General features: G+C 69.2%; 15 protein-coding genes and 1 riboswitch. Of the genes, 10 read left to right on the top strand and 5 right to left on the bottom strand.

Translation table 11 applies throughout. The annotated features are described in order from the left end of the window. The first annotated feature begins 41 nt into the window (after positions 1-41). The 7 genes from ABMA10_RS14975 (at position 42) to ABMA10_RS14945 (ending at position 8,068) form a co-directional block, all read left to right on the top strand. On the top strand, positions 42-1,535 hold the full coding sequence (locus ABMA10_RS14975; RefSeq protein ID WP_347869477.1) for an aromatic amino acid lyase: 1,494 nt from the start codon (positions 42-44) through the stop codon (positions 1,533-1,535). Between the two features lie 252 nt (positions 1,536-1,787). After that, positions 1,788-2,654, top strand: coding sequence for an ABC transporter ATP-binding protein (locus tag ABMA10_RS14970; RefSeq protein WP_347869476.1), 867 nt, complete (start codon positions 1,788-1,790; stop codon positions 2,652-2,654). Further along, the gene (locus tag ABMA10_RS14965; protein WP_347869475.1) at positions 2,651-3,367 is read left to right on the top strand and encodes an ABC transporter permease; all 717 of its coding nucleotides are present in this window, start codon (positions 2,651-2,653) and stop codon (positions 3,365-3,367) included. Before ABMA10_RS14970 ends, ABMA10_RS14965 begins: the two co-directional genes overlap by 4 nt. Beyond that, on the top strand, positions 3,364-4,167 hold the full coding sequence (locus ABMA10_RS14960) for an ABC transporter permease (RefSeq protein WP_347869474.1): 804 nt from the start codon (positions 3,364-3,366) through the stop codon (positions 4,165-4,167). The genes ABMA10_RS14965 and ABMA10_RS14960 overlap by 4 nt, the downstream gene beginning before the upstream one ends. A gap of 93 nt (positions 4,168-4,260) precedes the next feature. Further along, positions 4,261-5,196: an ABC transporter substrate-binding protein gene (locus ABMA10_RS14955; protein ID WP_347869473.1), complete on the top strand. Its 936-nt coding sequence runs from the start codon at positions 4,261-4,263 to the stop codon at positions 5,194-5,196. 132 nt (positions 5,197-5,328) lie between these two features. Beyond that, positions 5,329-6,108, top strand: coding sequence for a DUF1684 domain-containing protein (locus ABMA10_RS14950; RefSeq protein WP_431030656.1), 780 nt, complete (start codon positions 5,329-5,331; stop codon positions 6,106-6,108). Positions 6,109-6,148: 40 nt separating this feature from the next. Then, positions 6,149-8,068, top strand: coding sequence for a thioredoxin domain-containing protein (locus ABMA10_RS14945; RefSeq protein WP_347869471.1), 1,920 nt, complete (start codon positions 6,149-6,151; stop codon positions 8,066-8,068). A gap of 6 nt (positions 8,069-8,074) precedes the next feature. On the opposite strand, the gene ABMA10_RS14940 is transcribed toward ABMA10_RS14945, so the two are convergent. Beyond that, positions 8,075-8,503: a rhodanese-like domain-containing protein gene (locus ABMA10_RS14940; RefSeq protein ID WP_347869470.1), complete on the bottom strand. Its 429-nt coding sequence runs from the start codon at positions 8,501-8,503 to the stop codon at positions 8,075-8,077. Positions 8,504-8,616: 113 nt separating this feature from the next. Beyond that, positions 8,617-9,990: an L-serine ammonia-lyase gene (locus ABMA10_RS14935; RefSeq protein ID WP_347869469.1), complete on the bottom strand. Its 1,374-nt coding sequence runs from the start codon at positions 9,988-9,990 to the stop codon at positions 8,617-8,619. Between the two features lie 273 nt (positions 9,991-10,263). Here ABMA10_RS14935 and ABMA10_RS14930 point away from each other — a divergent pair, with 273 nt between their 5' ends. Further along, positions 10,264-11,277: an ATP-binding cassette domain-containing protein gene (locus ABMA10_RS14930; RefSeq protein WP_347869468.1), complete on the top strand. Its 1,014-nt coding sequence runs from the start codon at positions 10,264-10,266 to the stop codon at positions 11,275-11,277. Continuing rightward, positions 11,274-12,089 (top strand): ABC transporter permease, encoded by an 816-nt coding sequence (locus ABMA10_RS14925; protein ID WP_347869467.1) that lies wholly within the window; start codon positions 11,274-11,276, stop codon positions 12,087-12,089. Before ABMA10_RS14930 ends, ABMA10_RS14925 begins: the two co-directional genes overlap by 4 nt. A 21-nt stretch (positions 12,090-12,110) precedes the next feature. Here ABMA10_RS14925 and ABMA10_RS14920 read toward each other — a convergent pair whose 3' ends face one another. From ABMA10_RS14920 to ABMA10_RS14910, 3 genes are read right to left on the bottom strand one after another with little or no spacing between them, the layout of a single operon-like run. After that, positions 12,111-15,395, bottom strand: coding sequence for an ATP-binding protein (locus ABMA10_RS14920; RefSeq protein WP_431030655.1), 3,285 nt, complete (start codon positions 15,393-15,395; stop codon positions 12,111-12,113). Positions 15,396-15,454: 59 nt separating this feature from the next. Beyond that, positions 15,455-16,069: a CoA-binding protein gene (locus ABMA10_RS14915; RefSeq protein WP_347869465.1), complete on the bottom strand. Its 615-nt coding sequence runs from the start codon at positions 16,067-16,069 to the stop codon at positions 15,455-15,457. Between the two features lie 4 nt (positions 16,070-16,073). Then, on the bottom strand, positions 16,074-17,363 hold the full coding sequence (locus tag ABMA10_RS14910; protein WP_347869464.1) for an O-acetylhomoserine aminocarboxypropyltransferase/cysteine synthase family protein: 1,290 nt from the start codon (positions 17,361-17,363) through the stop codon (positions 16,074-16,076). A 134-nt stretch (positions 17,364-17,497) separates the two neighbouring features. Continuing rightward, positions 17,498-17,561: riboswitch (guanidine-III (ykkC-III) riboswitch) on the top strand. 15 nt (positions 17,562-17,576) lie between these two features. On the opposite strand from ABMA10_RS14910, the gene ABMA10_RS14905 reads away from it, so the two are divergent. Further along, a complete protein-coding gene (locus ABMA10_RS14905; protein ID WP_347869463.1) occupies positions 17,577-17,900 on the top strand; it encodes a DMT family transporter in 324 nt (107 codons plus the stop codon). Positions 17,901-17,903 lie beyond the last annotated feature (3 nt).

Genomic DNA, 17,903 nt, shown 5'->3' with positions numbered 1-17,903 from the left:
CGCATGATGCACGTCTGCTCCGGCGAGCGGGGCGTGAACTGATGGGTGCTCCTGTCGTCTTCGGCGCCGGCCCCATCGGGATCGACGACCTCGTCGCCGTGGCCGCCGGTCGTGCGATCGTGGTGCTCGACACCGCCGCGCTCGACCGGATCGGCGCGGCGCGGGCCATCGTCGAACGACATCTCGTCGGCGCTGCGGCTGCGTCGATCGGTGGACGGTCGGGGACCCACGGCTTCGACCGCGAGCCGGGAGGCGACCGCGACGCGTCAGTGGACGGCGCCGAGCTCATCGCGTTCCAGCACCGGATCGTGCAGGACCAGCGGGGCGGAGTCGGACGCCCGCTGTCCGAGGACCGGGCCCGAGCGGTCGTCGCCGCGCGTCTGGCCGGATGGACCAGAGGCGGGTCCGGCATCCGCCTCGAGACCGCCGTCTTCACCGCGGAACTCCTCAACCGAGGCGTCGTCCCCGTCATCCCGTCGATCGGTTCGGTGGGGGAGGCGGACCCGACGCACCTCGCGGCGTTCGCGGCCCTGGCGATCGGCGAGGGGGATGCGCTGCTCGGCGGCGATCAGCTCCCTGCAACGGTGGCGCTCAGCCGTGTCGGGCTCGCCCCGCTCGAGCTCGCGATCCACGAAGGTCTGGCCCTCGTCAACCACAACGCCTACGCGCTCGGCGTCGGAGCCCTCGCGATCGACCGGCTCGGCGCGCTCAGCCGGGTTGCCGACACGACGACGGCTCTGTCCTTCCGTGCGCTCGAGGCTCTCGGTGCCGGCGGCAACCCCAGCTCGTTCGACGCGGAACTCCTCAGTCGCAGCCCATCGCTCGGAGCGATCGAGAGCGGCGCCCGGATCTCGGAGCTGCTCGGTGCCCCGGGCGACCGCCCGTCTGCCAGGACCCAGGACCCGCTCGCGTTCCGCGTCGCGCCGCAAGCCAACGGCGCACTCGTCGACCAGGTCGCGGCGGCCGTCTCGCTCCTCGAGGCCACGCTGGGTGCTGCTGCCGAGAACCCCCTCGTCGACCAGCGCTCCGGCACACTGCGTTCGGGTGGACTCTTCCACGTGGTCCAGCTCGCCCACACCTTCGACTCCCTGCGGGCAGCGATCGCACACGTCGCCACGCTGGCCGAACGCCGTCTCGCCACCATCGCGGACGCGGTCGCCGACGGGCGTCGCGCATCGCCGAGTCGAGTCCCCGGACTGCTCGGACACTCGGCGGTCGACCTCCTCGCGGAGCTCCGCGTGCTCGCGACGCCCGTCGCGATCGGCGGAGCGGTGCTGTCGGGCGGCTCGGAGGACGCGGCCTCCTTCGCCGGTACCTCGCTCAGACTCCTCGAGCGCTCCATCGCGCTCCTCGCGGACGTCCTCGCCCTCGAAGCCGTCGTGGCCGTGGATGCCCTCGGTGCTGCGCCCGCCCCCGAGCGGTCGGTCGCGTTCCGTGCCGTCCACGCGAAGCTCGACGCGGTGATCGAGGACGCTCCCCGCGGGCAGGCGCTCATCGCTGCAGCGCTCGGGGCGCTCGGGGTCGAGCGGTCGTGAGCGTCGGTACTCGCCCGGTTCGCGCAGGGCGGAACGTGTGCGGCCGACGCGCGAACCCCCGATCAGCGCGGATGACGATTGCATGACACGTCTGACGCCGTGTGTCGAGGGGGGTGGGCGATGTCGGTGGGCTGCGGTAGTTTCGGACAACCGACGACGAGACGTTCAACGAGCCGCCGACCACCGGGGCGACGATCCGTCGCATGACGAACTGCCACTGGCAGGCGTTCAGAGAAGAGGCATCGGTCCAGCATGATCTCCTTCGAGCACGTCAGCAAGCGGTTCGATGACGGCACCCTCGCCGTCGACGACTTCTCCCTCACGATCCCGTCGCGCACCACCACGGTGTTCGTCGGGTCCTCGGGTTGCGGCAAGACCACCCTCCTGCGCATGATCAACCGCATGGTGGACCCGAGTGCGGGACGCATCGTGATCGACGACGAGGTCGTGTCGGCCGTTGACCCGGTACGGCTCCGTCGTCGCATCGGCTACGTCATGCAGAACTCCGGACTCCTCCCGCACCGGACCGTGATCGACAACGTCGCAACGGTGCCCATGCTCACCGGCGTCGACAAGAAGCAGGCCAGAGCGGACGCCCTGACCCTGCTCGACACCGTCGGGCTCGACCGCTCCCTCGCCGACCGGTACCCCAGCCAGCTCTCCGGCGGCCAGCAGCAGCGTGTCGGCGTCGCCCGCGGCCTCGCGATCGATCCCAACATCCTGCTGATGGACGAGCCCTTCGGCGCGGTCGACCCACTGGTGCGTGCCGAACTCCAGCGGGAGCTCCTCAGGCTGCAGCGCGACATGGCGAAGACGATCGTGTTCGTCACCCACGACATCGACGAGGCCTTCCTCCTCGGCGACCAGGTCGTCATCCTCCAGAAGGGCGGCCACATCGCCCAGGTCGGCACGCCGGCCGAGATCGTCGCTGCTCCGGCGGACGACTTCGTCGCCCAGTTCATCGGTGCCGACCGCGGACAGCGCACGCTCCACGTCGAGCGCGTCGACGGGCGCGACGTCGTGGTGGACGAGTCCGGTCGCCCGGCCGGTGTGCTCGGCGACCGTCAGGGAACGCCGGCAGCCGGCGTCGCGGCCCAGAGCGATGGAGCGCCGACATGAGCTGGGTCGTCGCGAACTGGGACATGATCTGGAGCCTCACGCTCACCCACGTCCAGTTGAGCCTGCCGCCCATCATCATCGGGTTCCTCATCTCACTCCCGCTCGGCTGGCTCGCGCATCGGTACCGCTGGTCGCGTGGTGTCCTGCTGACCGTGAGCGGCATCCTCTACGCGATCCCGTCGCTGCCGCTGTTCGTGCTCATGCCATCGCTCATCGGCACGAAGGTCCTCGATCCGGCCAACGTCGTCATCGCCCTCACCATCTACGCCGTCGCTCTGCTCGTCCGCACCATCGCAGACGCTCTCGACGCGGTCGACGCCGGTGTACGGCAGTCCGCTCAAGCCGTCGGCTTCTCGACCGGCCAGCGGTTCTGGCGCGTGGAGTTCCCGCTCGCCGGACCACTCATGCTCGCCGGAGTGCGCGTCGTGTCGGCGAGCACGATCAGCCTCTTGAGTGTCGGCGCGCTGATCGGCGTGACGAACCTCGGATACCTCTTCACCGATGGCTACAACCGGCAGTTCCCGATCGAGATCCTGACGGGTATCGTCGCGACGGTCGTCATCGCAGTCGTGTTCGACGTCCTGATCGTGTTCCTCGGCCGCCTGCTCATGCCCTGGACCCGGATCAGTTCGAAGAGCGCCATCCGGAAACGCCGAGCGAGCGCCGAGGCTATCGAACTCGAGACGGCGACGGCTCACGGAGGCGTCGCATGATCAACTTCCTCGCAGCGTTCGCCTGGATCTTCGACCCGACCCATTGGGAGGGCCCCGGTGGTATCCCCGTGCGCGTCCTCCAGCACCTCGGCGTCACCGGCTTGACGGTGCTCATCGCGTGTCTCATCGCCATCCCGCTCGGGCTGCTGATCGGCCACACGGGCAAGGGTCGGGAGGTGGCGGTCGCGATCACGGGTGCGCTCCGCGCACTGCCCACCCTGGGGTTGTTGTCGCTCCTGGCACTCATCACCCTCGGTTGGGGCTTCTCCAGCACGAGCCTCGTCCCCGCGATCACCGCGCTCGTCGTGCTCGCGATCCCACCGGTGCTCGCCGGTGCCTATGGTGGCGTCGAGGCGATCGACCGCCAGACGGTCGACGCAGCGCGCGCCGTCGGCATGAACGAGTGGCAGATCCTCGGCAAGGTCGAGATCCCGCTCGCGCTGCCCCTCATGATCGGCGGCGTGCGGTCGGCCGTCCTCCAGACGATCGCGACCGCGACGGTCGTGGCGTTCCTCACGAACGGCCCCGGCCTCGGCCGATACATTCTCGACGGTCTTCCGGTGCGCGACTACGCGCAGATGCTCGCCGGCTCGATCATCATCATCGTGCTGGCGCTCATCCTCGAGGGTGTCTTCGCGCTCCTGCAACGGGCCGTCGTCCCGCGTGGTGTCCAGGCCACCCACGCGCGCGTGGACGAGACCCGCTCACGCGCCGCGTCCGTCGACACGTCATCCTCGCCCGATCCCGCTCTCGCAGAAGCGGAGGCGAACATGCAGATCGCGGCATACCGAAACCAATAGGGTTCCGAACCATTCCGTGCGGCCAGCACCGCGCGGCTCCGACAGTCCCACCAACGGCACCACCGTCCTCGTCCACCACAGTTAGGAAACATCATGTTCACAGTTCGAAAGGGCCGGCGCATCGCGGTCGGCATCGCAGCGACCGCGGCAGCGGCACTCGCACTGAGCGCGTGCTCCGCCGGTGACCCCACGGCCGGAGAGACCGCGGCCGCCGACACCATCACGGTCGGCAGCGCCGGATTCCCCGAGTCCGAGATCATCGCGCAGATCTACATCCAGGCACTCGAAGCCAACGACATCAAGACGGCTGAATCGCTCAACATCGGTGCCCGCGACGTCTATATCGCGGCCCTCGAGGACGGCTCGATCGACCTCGTCCCCGACTACAGTGGCAACCTGCTGCAGTTCTTCGACGACACGGCGACGGCGACCTCCAGCGACGAGGTGTTCTCAGCGCTCCAGGACGCGACCCCGAAGGGCTTCGAGGTCCTCGACCAGTCCAAGGCCGAGGACAAGGACTCCTACAACGTCACGAAGGAGTTCAGCGAGACGAACAACGTGAAGAGCCTTGCCGACCTCGCGGCGCTGAACATCCCGCTCGCGGTGGGCGGGGCACCTGAGCTCGCCGAGCGCCCGTACGGCCCCAAGGGACTGACCGACGTCTACGGCATCGCAGCGGACAAGATCAGCTTCGTGCCGATCAGCGATGGCGGCGGAGCCCAGACGACGGCGGCCCTGCTCGACGGCACCGTCCAGCTCGCCGACATCTACACGACCACACCGTCGATCGCCGAGAACGACTTCGTGACGTTGGAAGACCCGGAGAACCTGATCCTCCCGCAGAACGTGCTCCCGTTGATCAACTCGGACAAGGCCAGCGATGCGGTCAAGAAGGTCCTGAACGAGGTGTCCGCCGCACTCACGACGGAAGACCTCATCGAGCTCAACGCCCGCAACCAGGGTGACGAGAAGGCGGCGCCGAAGACCCTCGCAGCTGACTGGCTGAAGGACAAGAAGCTCTTCGAGTAGTCCACACAGCAGTCCTCGATGGCGTCGTCCGGTCCTCCGGGCGGCGCCATCGTCGTGTTCGCCGAGCGCGCACCGCGTCATCCGGCGTGTTCTGAGGGGGGCGCGGGCCATGGGAGTTGGTACCGTCGGGGTATGAGTTCCGAGACCCCCGCAGAGTTCATCGCCTCCTGGTCGAGCTGGCATGCCGCCCGCGAGCGCGCCGTCCGAGCCCCCCACGGCATCGCATCGCTCCGATTCACGCACTGGCTGACCGATGAGGCGGCCGCGCTGGAGGGCGCGCCAGGCACGTGGCGAGCCGACGACACCGGCATCGTCGGCGAGCGGCTGACCGGCGCAGGCCTGACGACGCCGAGCGGCGCCCAGATCATGACCGACCGCGTCGAGCTCGTCCACGGGGATGAGCTCCACTACGGGGACTCGCTGCTCCGCGGCATGGAACGCGACGGTGTCTACGCACTCCGCGTGCTCGATCCGGAGACCCCCGGGCGGACGGCGCTGACCGGTATCAGCGCATTCACCCCGGACAGCGCCTGGATCCGCCCGGCGCGCTTCGTGCCCTCGCCCGACGCCACCGTCGAGACGGAGTCGATCGACGGCCACGTGACGACCGAGACTCCGGTCGGTCGGGTCGAGTTCGAGCTCGCGGACGAGTCCGTCTCGATGACGGTCACCGGCGGCCCGAACGGGCTGTGGGCAGTGTTCGCGGACGGGACGAGCGGCGACGAGTCCTACCGATTCCGGTTCATCAACATGCCCGCGCCGACAGCCGAAGGACATGTCCTCGTCGACTTCAACCGTGCCTACCTGCCGCCCTGCGCCTTCAGCGAACACTACGTCTGCCCGCTGCCGGCACCGAACAACCGGCTCCGCACGCGGATCACGGCGGGCGAACAACTGCCGCTCGGCGTCTAGGCCCGACGGCGGGCGCCGGAGCCACGATGACGGAGACAGCATGACGAACCGTCTCTCCGAGGCGATGAGCCCATACCTGCGCTCGCACGCCGATCAACCCGTCGACTGGTACCCGTGGGGGCCTGAGGCCTTCGCGGAAGCGGCGCGCCGGGATGTCCCCCTGCTGGTGTCGATCGGCTACTCGACGTGCCACTGGTGCCACGTGATGGCGCGGGAGTCGTTCTCCGACGACACGATCGCCGCAATGCTCGCTGCGGGGTTCGTCGCGGTGAAGGTCGACCGTGAGGAGCATCCCGACGTCGACGCGAGCTATCTCGCCGCTGCCGGCGCCTTCACCCGAGAACTCGGTTGGCCGCTGAACGTCTTCGTGACGCCGGAGGGGCACGTGTTCCACGCGGGCACCTATTCACCACCGGAGCCGCAGCGCGGCCATCCGGCGTTCCGGCAGGTCCTCGAGGCGGTGCGCTCCGCATGGACCGAACGGCGTAGTGAGGTGATCGCGAGCGCGGACGGTCTGGCCAGGGCGATCGCCGAGGCCGTCGCCGAGGCCGTCGCCTCCACCGAGGACGGAGCGCTGCCCGGGACGACAGAACTCGAGGCGGCGGTCACCGCGATCGCGAGGGTCGAGGATGAGCGGTTCGGCGGCTTCGGCTCCGCCCCGAAGTTCCCGATCGCTCCGGTCTTCGACTTCCTGCTGGGGCCGCGGGCGGGCGAGGCTGCAGTGCGAGGTGTCGAACTCGCGCAGCGGACGCTGAAGACGATGGGTGCCTCGGCGTTGCGAGACCCGGTCGAGGGCGGCTTCTTCCGCTACGCCGTGCAACAGGACTGGACCGAACCGCACTACGAACGCATGCTCACCGACAACGCGCTGCTGCTCGCTGCATACAGTCGTGCCTGGGCCGACCGGCCGAGCGGCTGGGCGTCGATCGTGGCGACGGGCATCGCCGAGTTCCTCATCGGGACGCTCCAGCAGCCAGACGGCGGGTTCGGGTCAGCGCAGGATTCGGAGAGCATCGTCGACGGCGTCCGGAGCGAGGGCGGCTACTACCGTCGGGACCTCGATGGTCGTGCCGTGCTCGAGCCACCGGCCGTCGACCGCAAGGTGCTGACCGGGTGGAACGGGCTCGCGATCGAAGCGCTCGCGGAGGCATCCGTCGTGTTCGACCGACCGGAGTGGCTCGAAGCCGCGAGATGGGCCGCCGATGCGGTCATCGAGAACCACCTGCTTCCCGACGGGCGGTTGGCGCGGGCCTCGCTCGACGAGCAGCGTTCCGACGCGGCTGCCGCGTTCGAGGACTACGGCATGTTCGCGTCGGGGCTCCTGCGCCTCGCGCTCGCCACGGCCGAGGTCCGCTACGCCGAACTGGCACGGGACCTCGTGGACCGGTGCCGACCCGAGGACATGGAGGCGACGAGGAGTCGCGTCGCCGGCTTCGAACTCCCCGGAGGCGGAGACCCGGTCCTCGCGTCGCAGGGGATGCGCATCGACGGCGATCCGTCGGAGGGAGCCTACCCGTCGGGGATCTCAGCGCTCGGTCGGGCGTCACTCCTGCTATTCCAGCTCACGGGGGAGGCCCGCTACCGGCGGGCCGCGGAGGATGCGGTCCGCTTCGTCTCGACCGGCGCGTCATCCGCTCCGACGGCGTTCGGCTCCGGGCTCGCGCTCGCGGCGCGTCTCGTCCGCCCGGCGTCGCAGCTCATCGTGGTGCGACCGGATCCCGTGGCAGGACGCACGGACCACGACACCACGGGCGACCAAGCGATGCTCGACGCCGTCAGGACGCGGCAGGACGATCTCGTCGCCGTCGTCTCCGATTCCCAGGCGATCGCCTGGAGCGCTGCCGGGTTCGCGGTGTTCGCGGATCGCACGAGCCGGGAGGGGCGGGTGACGGCCTACCGCTGTGAGGACTTCGTCTGTCGCCTGCCGGTCACGGACGTCGCCTTGCTCGACGCCCGTTGAGTCGGGTCAGCGTGCGGACTGTCCGTCCGAGACACCGTCTTCGACGGCCCGACCCTCGACCCGCCATCTGCGGAGCCCACCGTCGAGGACGGCGACCTGCTCGTATCCGAGGTCGAGGAGGAGACGACGCGCCCGCTCGGCGAACCGACCGTCCCCGCCGTCGTACACGACGGCCGTCCGGTCGGCATCGGTCTGCAGCGCCTCGAACGGATCGGCGCGATCGTCGATGAGGTCGGCGAACACCGCGCCCGGCACGTGGCCGTCGAACAAGTACTGGTCGTAGCCGCTGAGCAGACGCGGTGCGCCACCGGCGGTCGTCTGCAGCGTCACAACCGACGCGTCCACCACGATCAGTCGATCACTGCCGAGGTGGTCGGCCAGCCACTGCGTGGACACGACGGGATCCACCAGGAGCGGCGTGCGGTTCGAGGTCATGCCGCCAACGGTAGGTCGCCGGGCGCGGAAGGTCGAGGAATGGCGGCAACACGCGGCAACACGAGGTAACCAGGCATGGCCACGGCCCTTCGATCAGGCCGACGGCGAGCCTGTCAGCACTCGATGACGTTCACGGCGAGGCCGCCCTCACTCGTCTCCTTGTACTTCGTCGACATGTCGACGCCCGTCTGTCGCATGGTCTCGATGACGGTGTCGAGCGAGACGAGGTGCGTGCCATCTCCGTGCAGCGACAGCCGGGCGGCGCTCACCGCGGTGGACGATGCGATCGCGTTCCGTTCGATGCACGGAACCTGCACGAGCCCGCCGACCGGATCGCAGGTGAGACCGAGGTGGTGCTCCATCGCGATCTCGGCGGCGTTCTCGACCTGACGCGGCGTGCCGCCGAGCACTGCGCACAGCGCCCCGGCAGCCATGGCGCATGCGGAGCCGACCTCGGCCTGGCACCCGCCTTCGGCCCCGGAGATGGAGGCGTTCGCTTTGAAGAGTGAACCGATCGCGGTCGCGGTCAACAGATACCGCCGCACACCCTCGAGCGAAGCACCCGGCACGAAGCGCAGGTAGTAACTCGCGACAGCGGGGATGATGCCGGCCGCACCGTTCGTCGGTGCAGTGACAACGCGACCGCCCGACGCGTTCTGCTCGTTGACCGCGAGGGCGAAGGCGTGAAGCCACTCGGTCGGCAGCTCGCGCCCGCTCTCGGCTTCAGCGTGCTCCAGACGCTCGCGGACAGCCCGCGCACGCCGCTTGACGCCGAGCCCGCCCGGCAGGGTTCCGGTGTCGGCGAGCCCCGCCGAGACGCATTCATGCATCGCGTCCCAGATGGCGTCGAGCCCTGCATCGACCTCATCGCGGGGGCGCACGGCCTCCTCGTTGCGCCGTGCGATGGCGTCGATCGGGAGCCCCGTCTCGTCGCACAGCGCGATGAGTGCCTCTGCGGTGCGGAACGGCATCGGAACCGGTGTCCTCGGCACGTCCTCGGCCGGGTCGTCGCCGTCGCGGCGGATGAAGCCTCCGCCCACCGAGTAGTACGTCTCAGTGCGGACGGGCAGATCACTCCGGTTGCTCCATGCGTGCAGCGTCATGGCGTTCGGGTGGCCGGGTAGCCGAGTGCGCGGCACGAAGGAGATGTCGTCCTTCGAGAAGGCGATGTCGCCTGTGCCGGCGAGGTCGAGGGCCGTCCCCTCCTGCCAATCGCTCCAGGCACGCTTCACCTCGGCAGGATCGCACTGCTCCGGTGTCAGACCGCGGAGCCCCGCCACGACGGCATCCGGCGTGCCGTGTCCGATGCCGGTCGCGCCGAGTGAGCCGTAGAGCGAGCAGGTGACACGGTCGACCTGCTCCAGCTGGCCGTCGGCCTCGAGACTGTGGACGAAGACGAGCGCTGCCCGCATCGGACCGACGGTGTGGGAACTCGACGGGCCGATCCCGATGGAGAAGAGGTCGAATGCTGACACGTATGCCGTCACTGGACGACCTCCTTCGGTACGACTGGTCTCCTCACTCTAGGTCCGCGTCGGCACCCGCCGTGGCCCCGACGCCGGGTTCCGGCTGTCGACGCAGGAAGCTTGCGCGGCCGGCCTGATCCGTGGCGAAGTTCGCCGCCGGACGGATGACCCGGGCAAGGACATGCTCGCTGACAGCCGATGTCAGCGAGCGGTGAGTGATCGGTGAGCGCCCCGGAGGACAGTGATCCTCGTGCCGCCCACCGGCGGCTCGTACACCACTCGAAAGGCATCCGCATGAGCGACAGCACCGACTGGGCCATCGAGGCCCACGGCCTCGTGAAGACCTTCGGCGACAACCGAGCCGTCGACGGCGTCGACCTCTCCGTCCGCACCGGCACCGTCTACGGTGTCCTCGGCCCGAACGGTGCCGGCAAGACGACCACCATCAGCATGCTCGCGACGCTCCTGCGTCCGGACGCGGGCACCGCCTCCATCTTCGGCCACGACATCCAGCGGGAATCACAGATCGTGCGCCAGCTCATCGGCGTCACCGCCCAGTTCGCGTCCGTCGACGAGAACCTGTCGGCGACCGAGAACCTCGTCATCTTCTCTCGGCTGCTCGGCCTCGGCCGCGCGGAAGCGAAGCGCAAGAGCGCCGAACTCCTCGAGGAGTTCGGCCTGACCGAGGCTGCAGGCCGACCCCTGAAGAAGTTCTCCGGCGGCATGCGCCGGCGGCTCGACCTGGCAGCGAGCCTGATCGCCCAGCCGCCCCTCATCTTCCTCGATGAACCGACCACTGGCCTCGACCCGCGCACGCGGGCGCAGATGTGGGACACGATCCGTCGTCTCGTCGCCACCGGCTCGACCGTCCTGCTGACGACGCAGTACCTCGACGAGGCCGACCAGTTGGCCGATCGCATCGCCGTCATCGACCGCGGCCTCGTGGTCGCAGAGGGCACATCCGACGAACTGAAGGCGTCGGTTGGCGAGTCCTCGCTGCAGCTGCGGCTCGCCGACCCCGCCGACCTCGAAGACGCGCGCCGTGTGATCTCCAGCGTCCTCGGCGTCGAGACGGTTGCCTCCCCGGAGGCGACGCGCATCACCGCGCCGATGCGCGATCCAGACGCCGTCACCGACCTCTTCATCACCCTCCGCGAAGCCGGTATCCGGCTCGCGGAGATGAGCGTCCAGAAGCCGACGCTCGACGAGGTCTTCCTCACCCTCACGGGCCATGGAGTCGAGGCCGATGCAGCCGACTCCCAGCCCGGTACCGACTCCATCAACACCGTAGAGAGGGTCTCAGCATGAGCACCATCGCCATCACCCCGGCCACGGACCGGTCCCTCCGGAACCATGTCAGCGTCTCGCAGACCATCCGCAACTCGTTCACCATGGCGTACCGCGGGCTGCTCAAGATCAAACGCACCCCGGAACAACTCATCGACGTGACGGTGCAGCCGATCATCTTCACACTGATGTTCACCTACATCTTCGGCGGCGCGATCGCGGGTGACATCGGGAGCTACCTGCCGATCATCATCCCCGGCATCCTCGTGCAGACGGTCATCACGACCTCCGTCGTCACCGGAATCCAGCTGCGGGAGGACATGGACAAGGGGGTGTTCGACCGGTTCAAATCGATGCCGATCGCCCGCATCGCACCGTTGGCCGGCGCCCTGCTGGCCGACACCGTCCGGTACACGATCGCGACGACGCTCACCTTCACGATGGGCTTCATCATGGGCTACCGACCGGAGGGTGGCCTCGGCTTCGTGGTCCTGGCCGGGCTCCTCGTGATCGTGTGCGCCTGGGCGATCAGCTGGATCTTCGCGTTCTTCGGCGTGATCGCACGGAGCGCGAGCAGCGTGCAGGGCATCTCGTTCCTCGTGCTGTTCCCGCTGACGTTCCTCTCGAACGCGTTCGTGAACCCGGAGACGATGCCGGCCTTCCTCCAGGGCTTCGTGAACGTGAACCCGGTCTCGCACCTCGTGACCGCGGTCCGTGACCTCGCCAACACCGGCACCTTCGGCGCCGACGCCTGGCTCGCTCTCCTGGGGGCCGCCGTCATCGTCGCGATCTTCGCGCCACTCACCGTGCGGGCGTACATGTGGCGCGCCTGAGCACGTCGGGCGCGTCGCCGTCTAGAGCGTCGCCAGGGCAGGACTGCTGAGCAGTTCCAACGCCCGGGCGGCGCTCTCGTGCGCTGTGAGAGGGGCCACCCGTTCGTCGATGCGTTCGCGCTCGGGAGCGGTCGACCTGATCGCGGCAGCAGCTTCGTGCGGTGCGCGGACGAGCGACGGGATGTCCTGACGGGACGCGAGCTGCCCGGCGAGGATCACCAGTTCCGCGCCGGTGCGGCGGACCGTGTCCTCGTCGGACCGGACGTACCACGCACCGAGCACGAGCACGCTCGCTCCGAGGACCGGGCGGTCGAAGCGCTGCGGGAGGAGCCTGCCGAGCGCGACGGTGCGCGTACGCAGCCGGCGGGCGAGCCTCGCGAGCGCAGTCTCCGACGGCGTGCCGTCGAGGAGACCTGCGCCCAGGACCGCCGATGCGACGACCGAGAACCAGGGTGAGCGACGCGATTCCTCGGGCTCGAACGCCTCGAGCGCACGCCCGTAGAGTTCGGCCCCGCGCTCGTGGTCGCCCTGCGCTCGAGCGATCTCCGCGAGGCCTGCCCAGGCGATCGACCGGCGTTCCGGGAGCGGGGCGAACGCCGAGAACGACACCTCGTCGGACAGGAAGCGTTCGAGCACCACGGTGGCTGCGGCGAACTCGCCCCGAGCGATGTCACCGAGCGCGACGAGCCAGTCGAGCTGCTGCAGATCGGCCTCCGCGCCGAGAGCGGTCAGACCCTCCGCGGCGCGGTCCGCCCAGACGAGCGCCTGCTCCGGGTGGGCGTTCTGGCTGTGCAGCTGGGCCAGCATGTGCGCGCTCATCGCCACGCCCCAGACATCACCGAGCGACCGGGACAGTTCGTTCGCGCGGAGGGCGGCGCTTTCTGCTGTGCGCGGGTCGCCGTCGTTCTCGGCGGCCTGAGACGCCATGAGGTTGCCGATGTTCGCGATCTGGGCGACGTCTGAACGACAGTATTCGCGGAGGAGTACGCGGACCTGCTCCTCCCGTCCTGCCGCGAGCAGCATCCCCACGAGTGCATGCATGCGCGGGTGCTCGGTGGGGTGGACGCGCTCGAGGCGGCGCAGTGCACCGATCCCGCGGGCGGAGGTGCGGTGGTTCGTGCTGAGGAACGTGACCGAGATGATGGCGAAGGACACTGCCGCCCCGTCGCTGGTGACCTCCTCCGGGGCCTGGTGCCGGAGGACGTCGAGGACCGCCTCGCCGAACACCAGGACCTCCTGGTGCGCACTCCGGATGGTCCAGAAGAGGGCGAGCGCCGCGAAGACGGATGCGACGATGTCGGCCCGATCGTCGGCGATGGCGCCACGCAGGACGCCGACGAGCGTGTCCTGCTCCAGCGCCAGCCGGGCGAAGGCACGCACCTGATCGGGACCGTTCATGTCCGGGAGCAGGGTCTCGGTCAGCTCGGCCGCCCAGGCGCGTGTGCGCTCCAGGACCAGTGCGTCCTCGCTCGCGTCCTCGAGGGCGATCGCGCCGAACTCGCGGACCGTCTCGAGCATGCGGAACCGCAGCGTCCCGGTGGCCGGATCGTCGAGTGCGGTGAGGAGGGACTGACCGACGAGGGCGTCGAGCGCAGCGGCGACGTCGTCGATGTCCTCGGCCACCGCCGTCGCAGCGTCGATGCCGAAGCCGTCGGGAAACCGGGAGGTCCGGCGGAGGACGACGCGTTCACGCTCGCCGAGCAGGTTCCAACTCCAGTCGATGACGGCGAGCAAGGTGCGGTGGCGCTCGGGGGCACTGCGGTCGCCCGCGGTGAGCAGTGCGAAACGGTTGCCGAGCCGTCGTTCGACCTCTTCCACCGACATGGAGCGCGTGCGGGCTGCCGCGAGTTCAATCGCGAGGGGGAGACCGTCGAGCTTCGCGCAGAGTCGAGCGGCGACATCCAGTGGAACGTGGATCCCGGGCCGCGCGGCACGCGCGCGCTCGACGAACAATCGGACGGCCGGGCCGGCATGGGAGAGGTCCAATCCGACGGCGGCATCCAGCGGGCCGAGCTGGTAGACGTGTTCGGCGGCGATCGACAGCGGACTCCGGCTGGTCGCGAGGACGCGCAGCTCGGCGGTCCAGTCGAGGACGTCAGCGATCCAGCGGGCCGATGCGTCGACGAGGTGTTCGCAGTTGTCCATGACGAGCAGCGTCGGCCGCTCAGCGAGCTTCGCGATGATGCGTTCGCGCAGCTCGACCGGCGGGGTGGCGCGCGAGAGTGCCTCACCGAGTCGTCTCGAGGTGCTGGTCTCGCGGATGCCGAGGGCAGTGGCGACGGCCAGCGGAATGTCCGCCGCGTCACGGATGCTCGCGAGTTCGACGAAGACGACGCCGGGGATGGTCGCCGATGCGCGCCGCGCAACCTCCTGCGCGAGGCGGGTCTTGCCGAGCCCGCCCGGGCCGAGGATCGTGGTCATCCGAACCTGGGAGACGAGCGAGTCGATGGATTCGAGGTCGGCATCGCGGCCGATGAGTGCGTTCGGCGCCGTCCGCAGGCCGAGCACCATCTTGGAGGCGCGTTCCCGCGGCACCGGTGGCGCGACCGCAACCGATTCGGCGGCGTCCCCCTGCAGCAGTGCCGTGTGGGCAGCGACGAGGGCGCTCGTCGGGTCGGTGCCGAGCTGATCCCGGAGGCGGCGCCGGTAATCGGTGAAGAGTCGCATCGCCTCGGTGCGCCGGCCGCTCTGGGCGTAGGCGTTGAAGAGCATGAGATGCGTGGCGTCGTCGAGTGGATCCGCCGCTACGAGGGATTCGAGGTCGGCGATCACGACTGCACCCTCGCCGAGTTCGAGTCGGCTCTGCGCACTGACGCGGCGCAGTTCGTCCTGGAGCCGGCCCGCGCGCTGCGACAGCTCTGCGGCCAGGTGGTCGTCGAGCTCCGCTCCCGGCTCACCCGTCCAGAGCAGCAATGCCTCGCGGGCGAGCCTTCCGGCGGTCTCGGGGTCACCGTCTCGGATGGCCGTCGATGCGGCGTCGGTCCCTTGTGCCGCCGCGTGCAGGTCGATCAGCCCGGGTTCGAGGGCGAGCCGGTATCCGGAGGCTGACGAGTCGATGAGGCCGGGCGTCGCTACCGCGCGCACGCGGGAGACGAGCGTCTGCAGTGCGGCTTTCGCTCCCGCCGGTGGGGCGTCGTCCCACAGCTCGTCAATCAGGCCGGGCACGGAGACCGCCCGCCCGTCGGCGAGCGCGAGTATCGCGATGAGTGCCTTCGCGAGTGGACCGCCCGGCTCGACGAGCTGACCCGTGCGTCCCTCGACGAGCACTGGACCGAGGACGGTCACTCGAGGGGTCTGCGCGGGCACCTCCCGAGCATACCCAGGCGTCGGGCGACGACTGTCGTCGAGCGTGTCGAGGTGCGGTGTCAGCGAAGCGTCTTGCGCGCGGTGATCTGGCCGGTGTCGAAGCCGAGCAGGTGCAGTCCTCCGTGGAATCGTGCGTGCTCCACCTTGATGCAGCGGTCCATGACGACGTTCAAGCCCTTGGATTCGCCGTACTCGGCCGCCTCCTGGTTCCAGATGCCGAGCTGCAACCATACGGTCGGGGCGCCGATGGCGAGCACCTCGTCGATGACCTGCGGGATGTCGCTCGCTTTCCGGAACACGTCGACGATGTCAGGGACCTCCGGCAGAGAGGCGAGATCGGGGTAGGCGGGCTGGCCGAGGATCTCCGTGGCGTTCGGGTTGACGAAGTAGATGCGGAAGTCGCTCGACTGCTGCAGGTAGGTGCCGACGAAGTACGAGGAGCGCGCGGGGTTCGGTGAGGCGCCGACGATCGCGACCGACTTCGCCTCGCGCAGGAGCTTCAACCGAGCCTTCGCATCGGGACCGGTCCAGGTGCGCTGCGACCGCAGGAGTTTCGCGAGCGGCGAATCGGATGGCAGCGAGCAGGTGAGTCCGTTGGTGAGCCGGACCGTTTCGGAACCGCTGCTCGCCGAGCCTGCCGAGCGGTCGGTCGCCGAGCTTGTCGAAGTGCTCATGTCGTTACTCCTTCACCGCGGCGGTGAGCGCCTGGTCGAGGTCGTAGATGATGTCGTCCGGGTCTTCGATGCCGACGCTCAGGCGGACGATGCCCGGGAGGACACCCGCATCGATGAGCTGCTGATCGGTGAGCTGCGCGTGCGTCGTCGATGCCGGGTGGATGATGAGCGTCTTCGCGTCACCGATGTTCGCGAGGTGGCTGGCGAGGTCGACGGACTCGATGAGCTTCTGGCCGACCTGGCGGCCACCCTTGACCTCGAAGCTGAACACGGAACCCGGACCCTTCGGGAGGTACTTCTTCGCGCGCTCGTGATGCGGGTGGTTCGCGAGCCCCGCCCAGTTGACGGCGGCGATGCGCGGGTCCGCTTCGAGCCAGTCGGCGACGATGCGGGCGTTGTCGACGTGCGCCTGGATGCGGAACGGCAGGGTCTCGACGCCCTGAGCGAGCAGGAAGGCCGAGTGCGGGGCGAGTGCGGGTCCGATGTCGCGCAGCTGCTCGGCACGCAGACGGGTCAGGAAGGCGTACTCGCCGAAGTTGCCGGACCACTGCAGGCCGCCGTAGCTCGGGACCGGCTGACCGAAGAGCGGGAACGTGTCGGTGTTCCAGTCGAAGCGACCGCTCTCGACGACGACACCGCCGAGCGTCGTGCCGTGGCCGCCGAGGAACTTCGTCGCGGAGTGCGTGACGATGTCGGCGCCCCACTCGATGGGGCGGTTGAGGTAGGGCGTCGCGATCGTCGAGTCGATGATGAGCGGGATGCCGTGGGCGTGAGCGACATCCGCGAGCCCCTCGATGTCCGCGATCTCGCCGGACGGGTTGGCGACCGTCTCGGCGAAGACGAGCTTCGTGTTGTCCTGGATGGCGGCCGCGTAGTCGGCGGCGTCGGAGGACTGCACGAAGGTGGTCTCGATGCCGAAGCGGCGGAGGGTGACGTCGAGCTGCGTGATCGAGCCGCCGTACAGGTTCGCTGACGCGACGATGTGGTCGCCGGCTCCTGCGAGCGACGCGAAGGTGATGTACTGCGCGGCGAGCCCGGACGACGTTGCGACGGCACCGAGGCCTCCCTCGAGACTCGCGATGCGCTCCTCGAAACTCGCGACCGTCGGGTTCGCGAGACGGGAGTAGATGTTGCCGTACTTCTGCAGGGAGAACCGGGCTGCGGCGTCCGCGGTGTCGTCGAAGACGAACGCACTCGACTGGTAGATCGGCAGCGCTCGTGCGCCCGTCACCTGGTCGGGGATGTTGCCCGCGTGGATTGCACGCGTGCGGAAGCCATACTCACGATCTGCCATGGCCATCACGCTACCGGAGCAGTGGGCGCGCCCCGGCCGTGTTGCAACAGTACGTCGCAAACCGACAGGCCCGTTGCCGGTGGGGTACGGCTACGCTGCACAGTGCCTGCCCAGGCCCGGTCGCTAGTCTGGGGTCACAGCCCCGATGTGGGCTGCCGGACGAGGGCGCAGTACCCGGCAAGCGACAAGACTGACCACGAAGGAGTGTTCGTCATGTCATGGATCATCCTCATCGCCTCCGGAGTCCTCGAGGCCGTCTGGGCCACCGCTCTCGGCAGGTCGGAGGGCTTCACGAAGCTCTGGCCCACCGTCACCTTCGGCGTCGCCCTCGTGCTCAGCATGGCGGGTCTCGCCTGGGCCATGCGCGACATCCAGGTCGGCACCGCCTACGCGGTGTGGGTCGGGATCGGCGCAGCGCTCACGGTCGGCTACGCCATGACCTTCGGAGGCGAGCAGCTCTCCGTCATCAAGGTGCTCCTCATCCTCGGCCTCATCGGCTGCGTGATCGGCCTGAAGCTCGTCGGCGGCGAGCACTAGCCA

This window comes from Plantibacter sp. RU18, from assembly GCF_050613355.1.
In the GTDB taxonomy this organism is placed as follows: Bacteria; Actinomycetota; Actinomycetes; order Actinomycetales; family Microbacteriaceae; genus Plantibacter.
The sequence above is the reverse complement of the archived record's forward strand: the minus strand, read 5'-3'. Positions and strand labels throughout refer to the sequence as shown.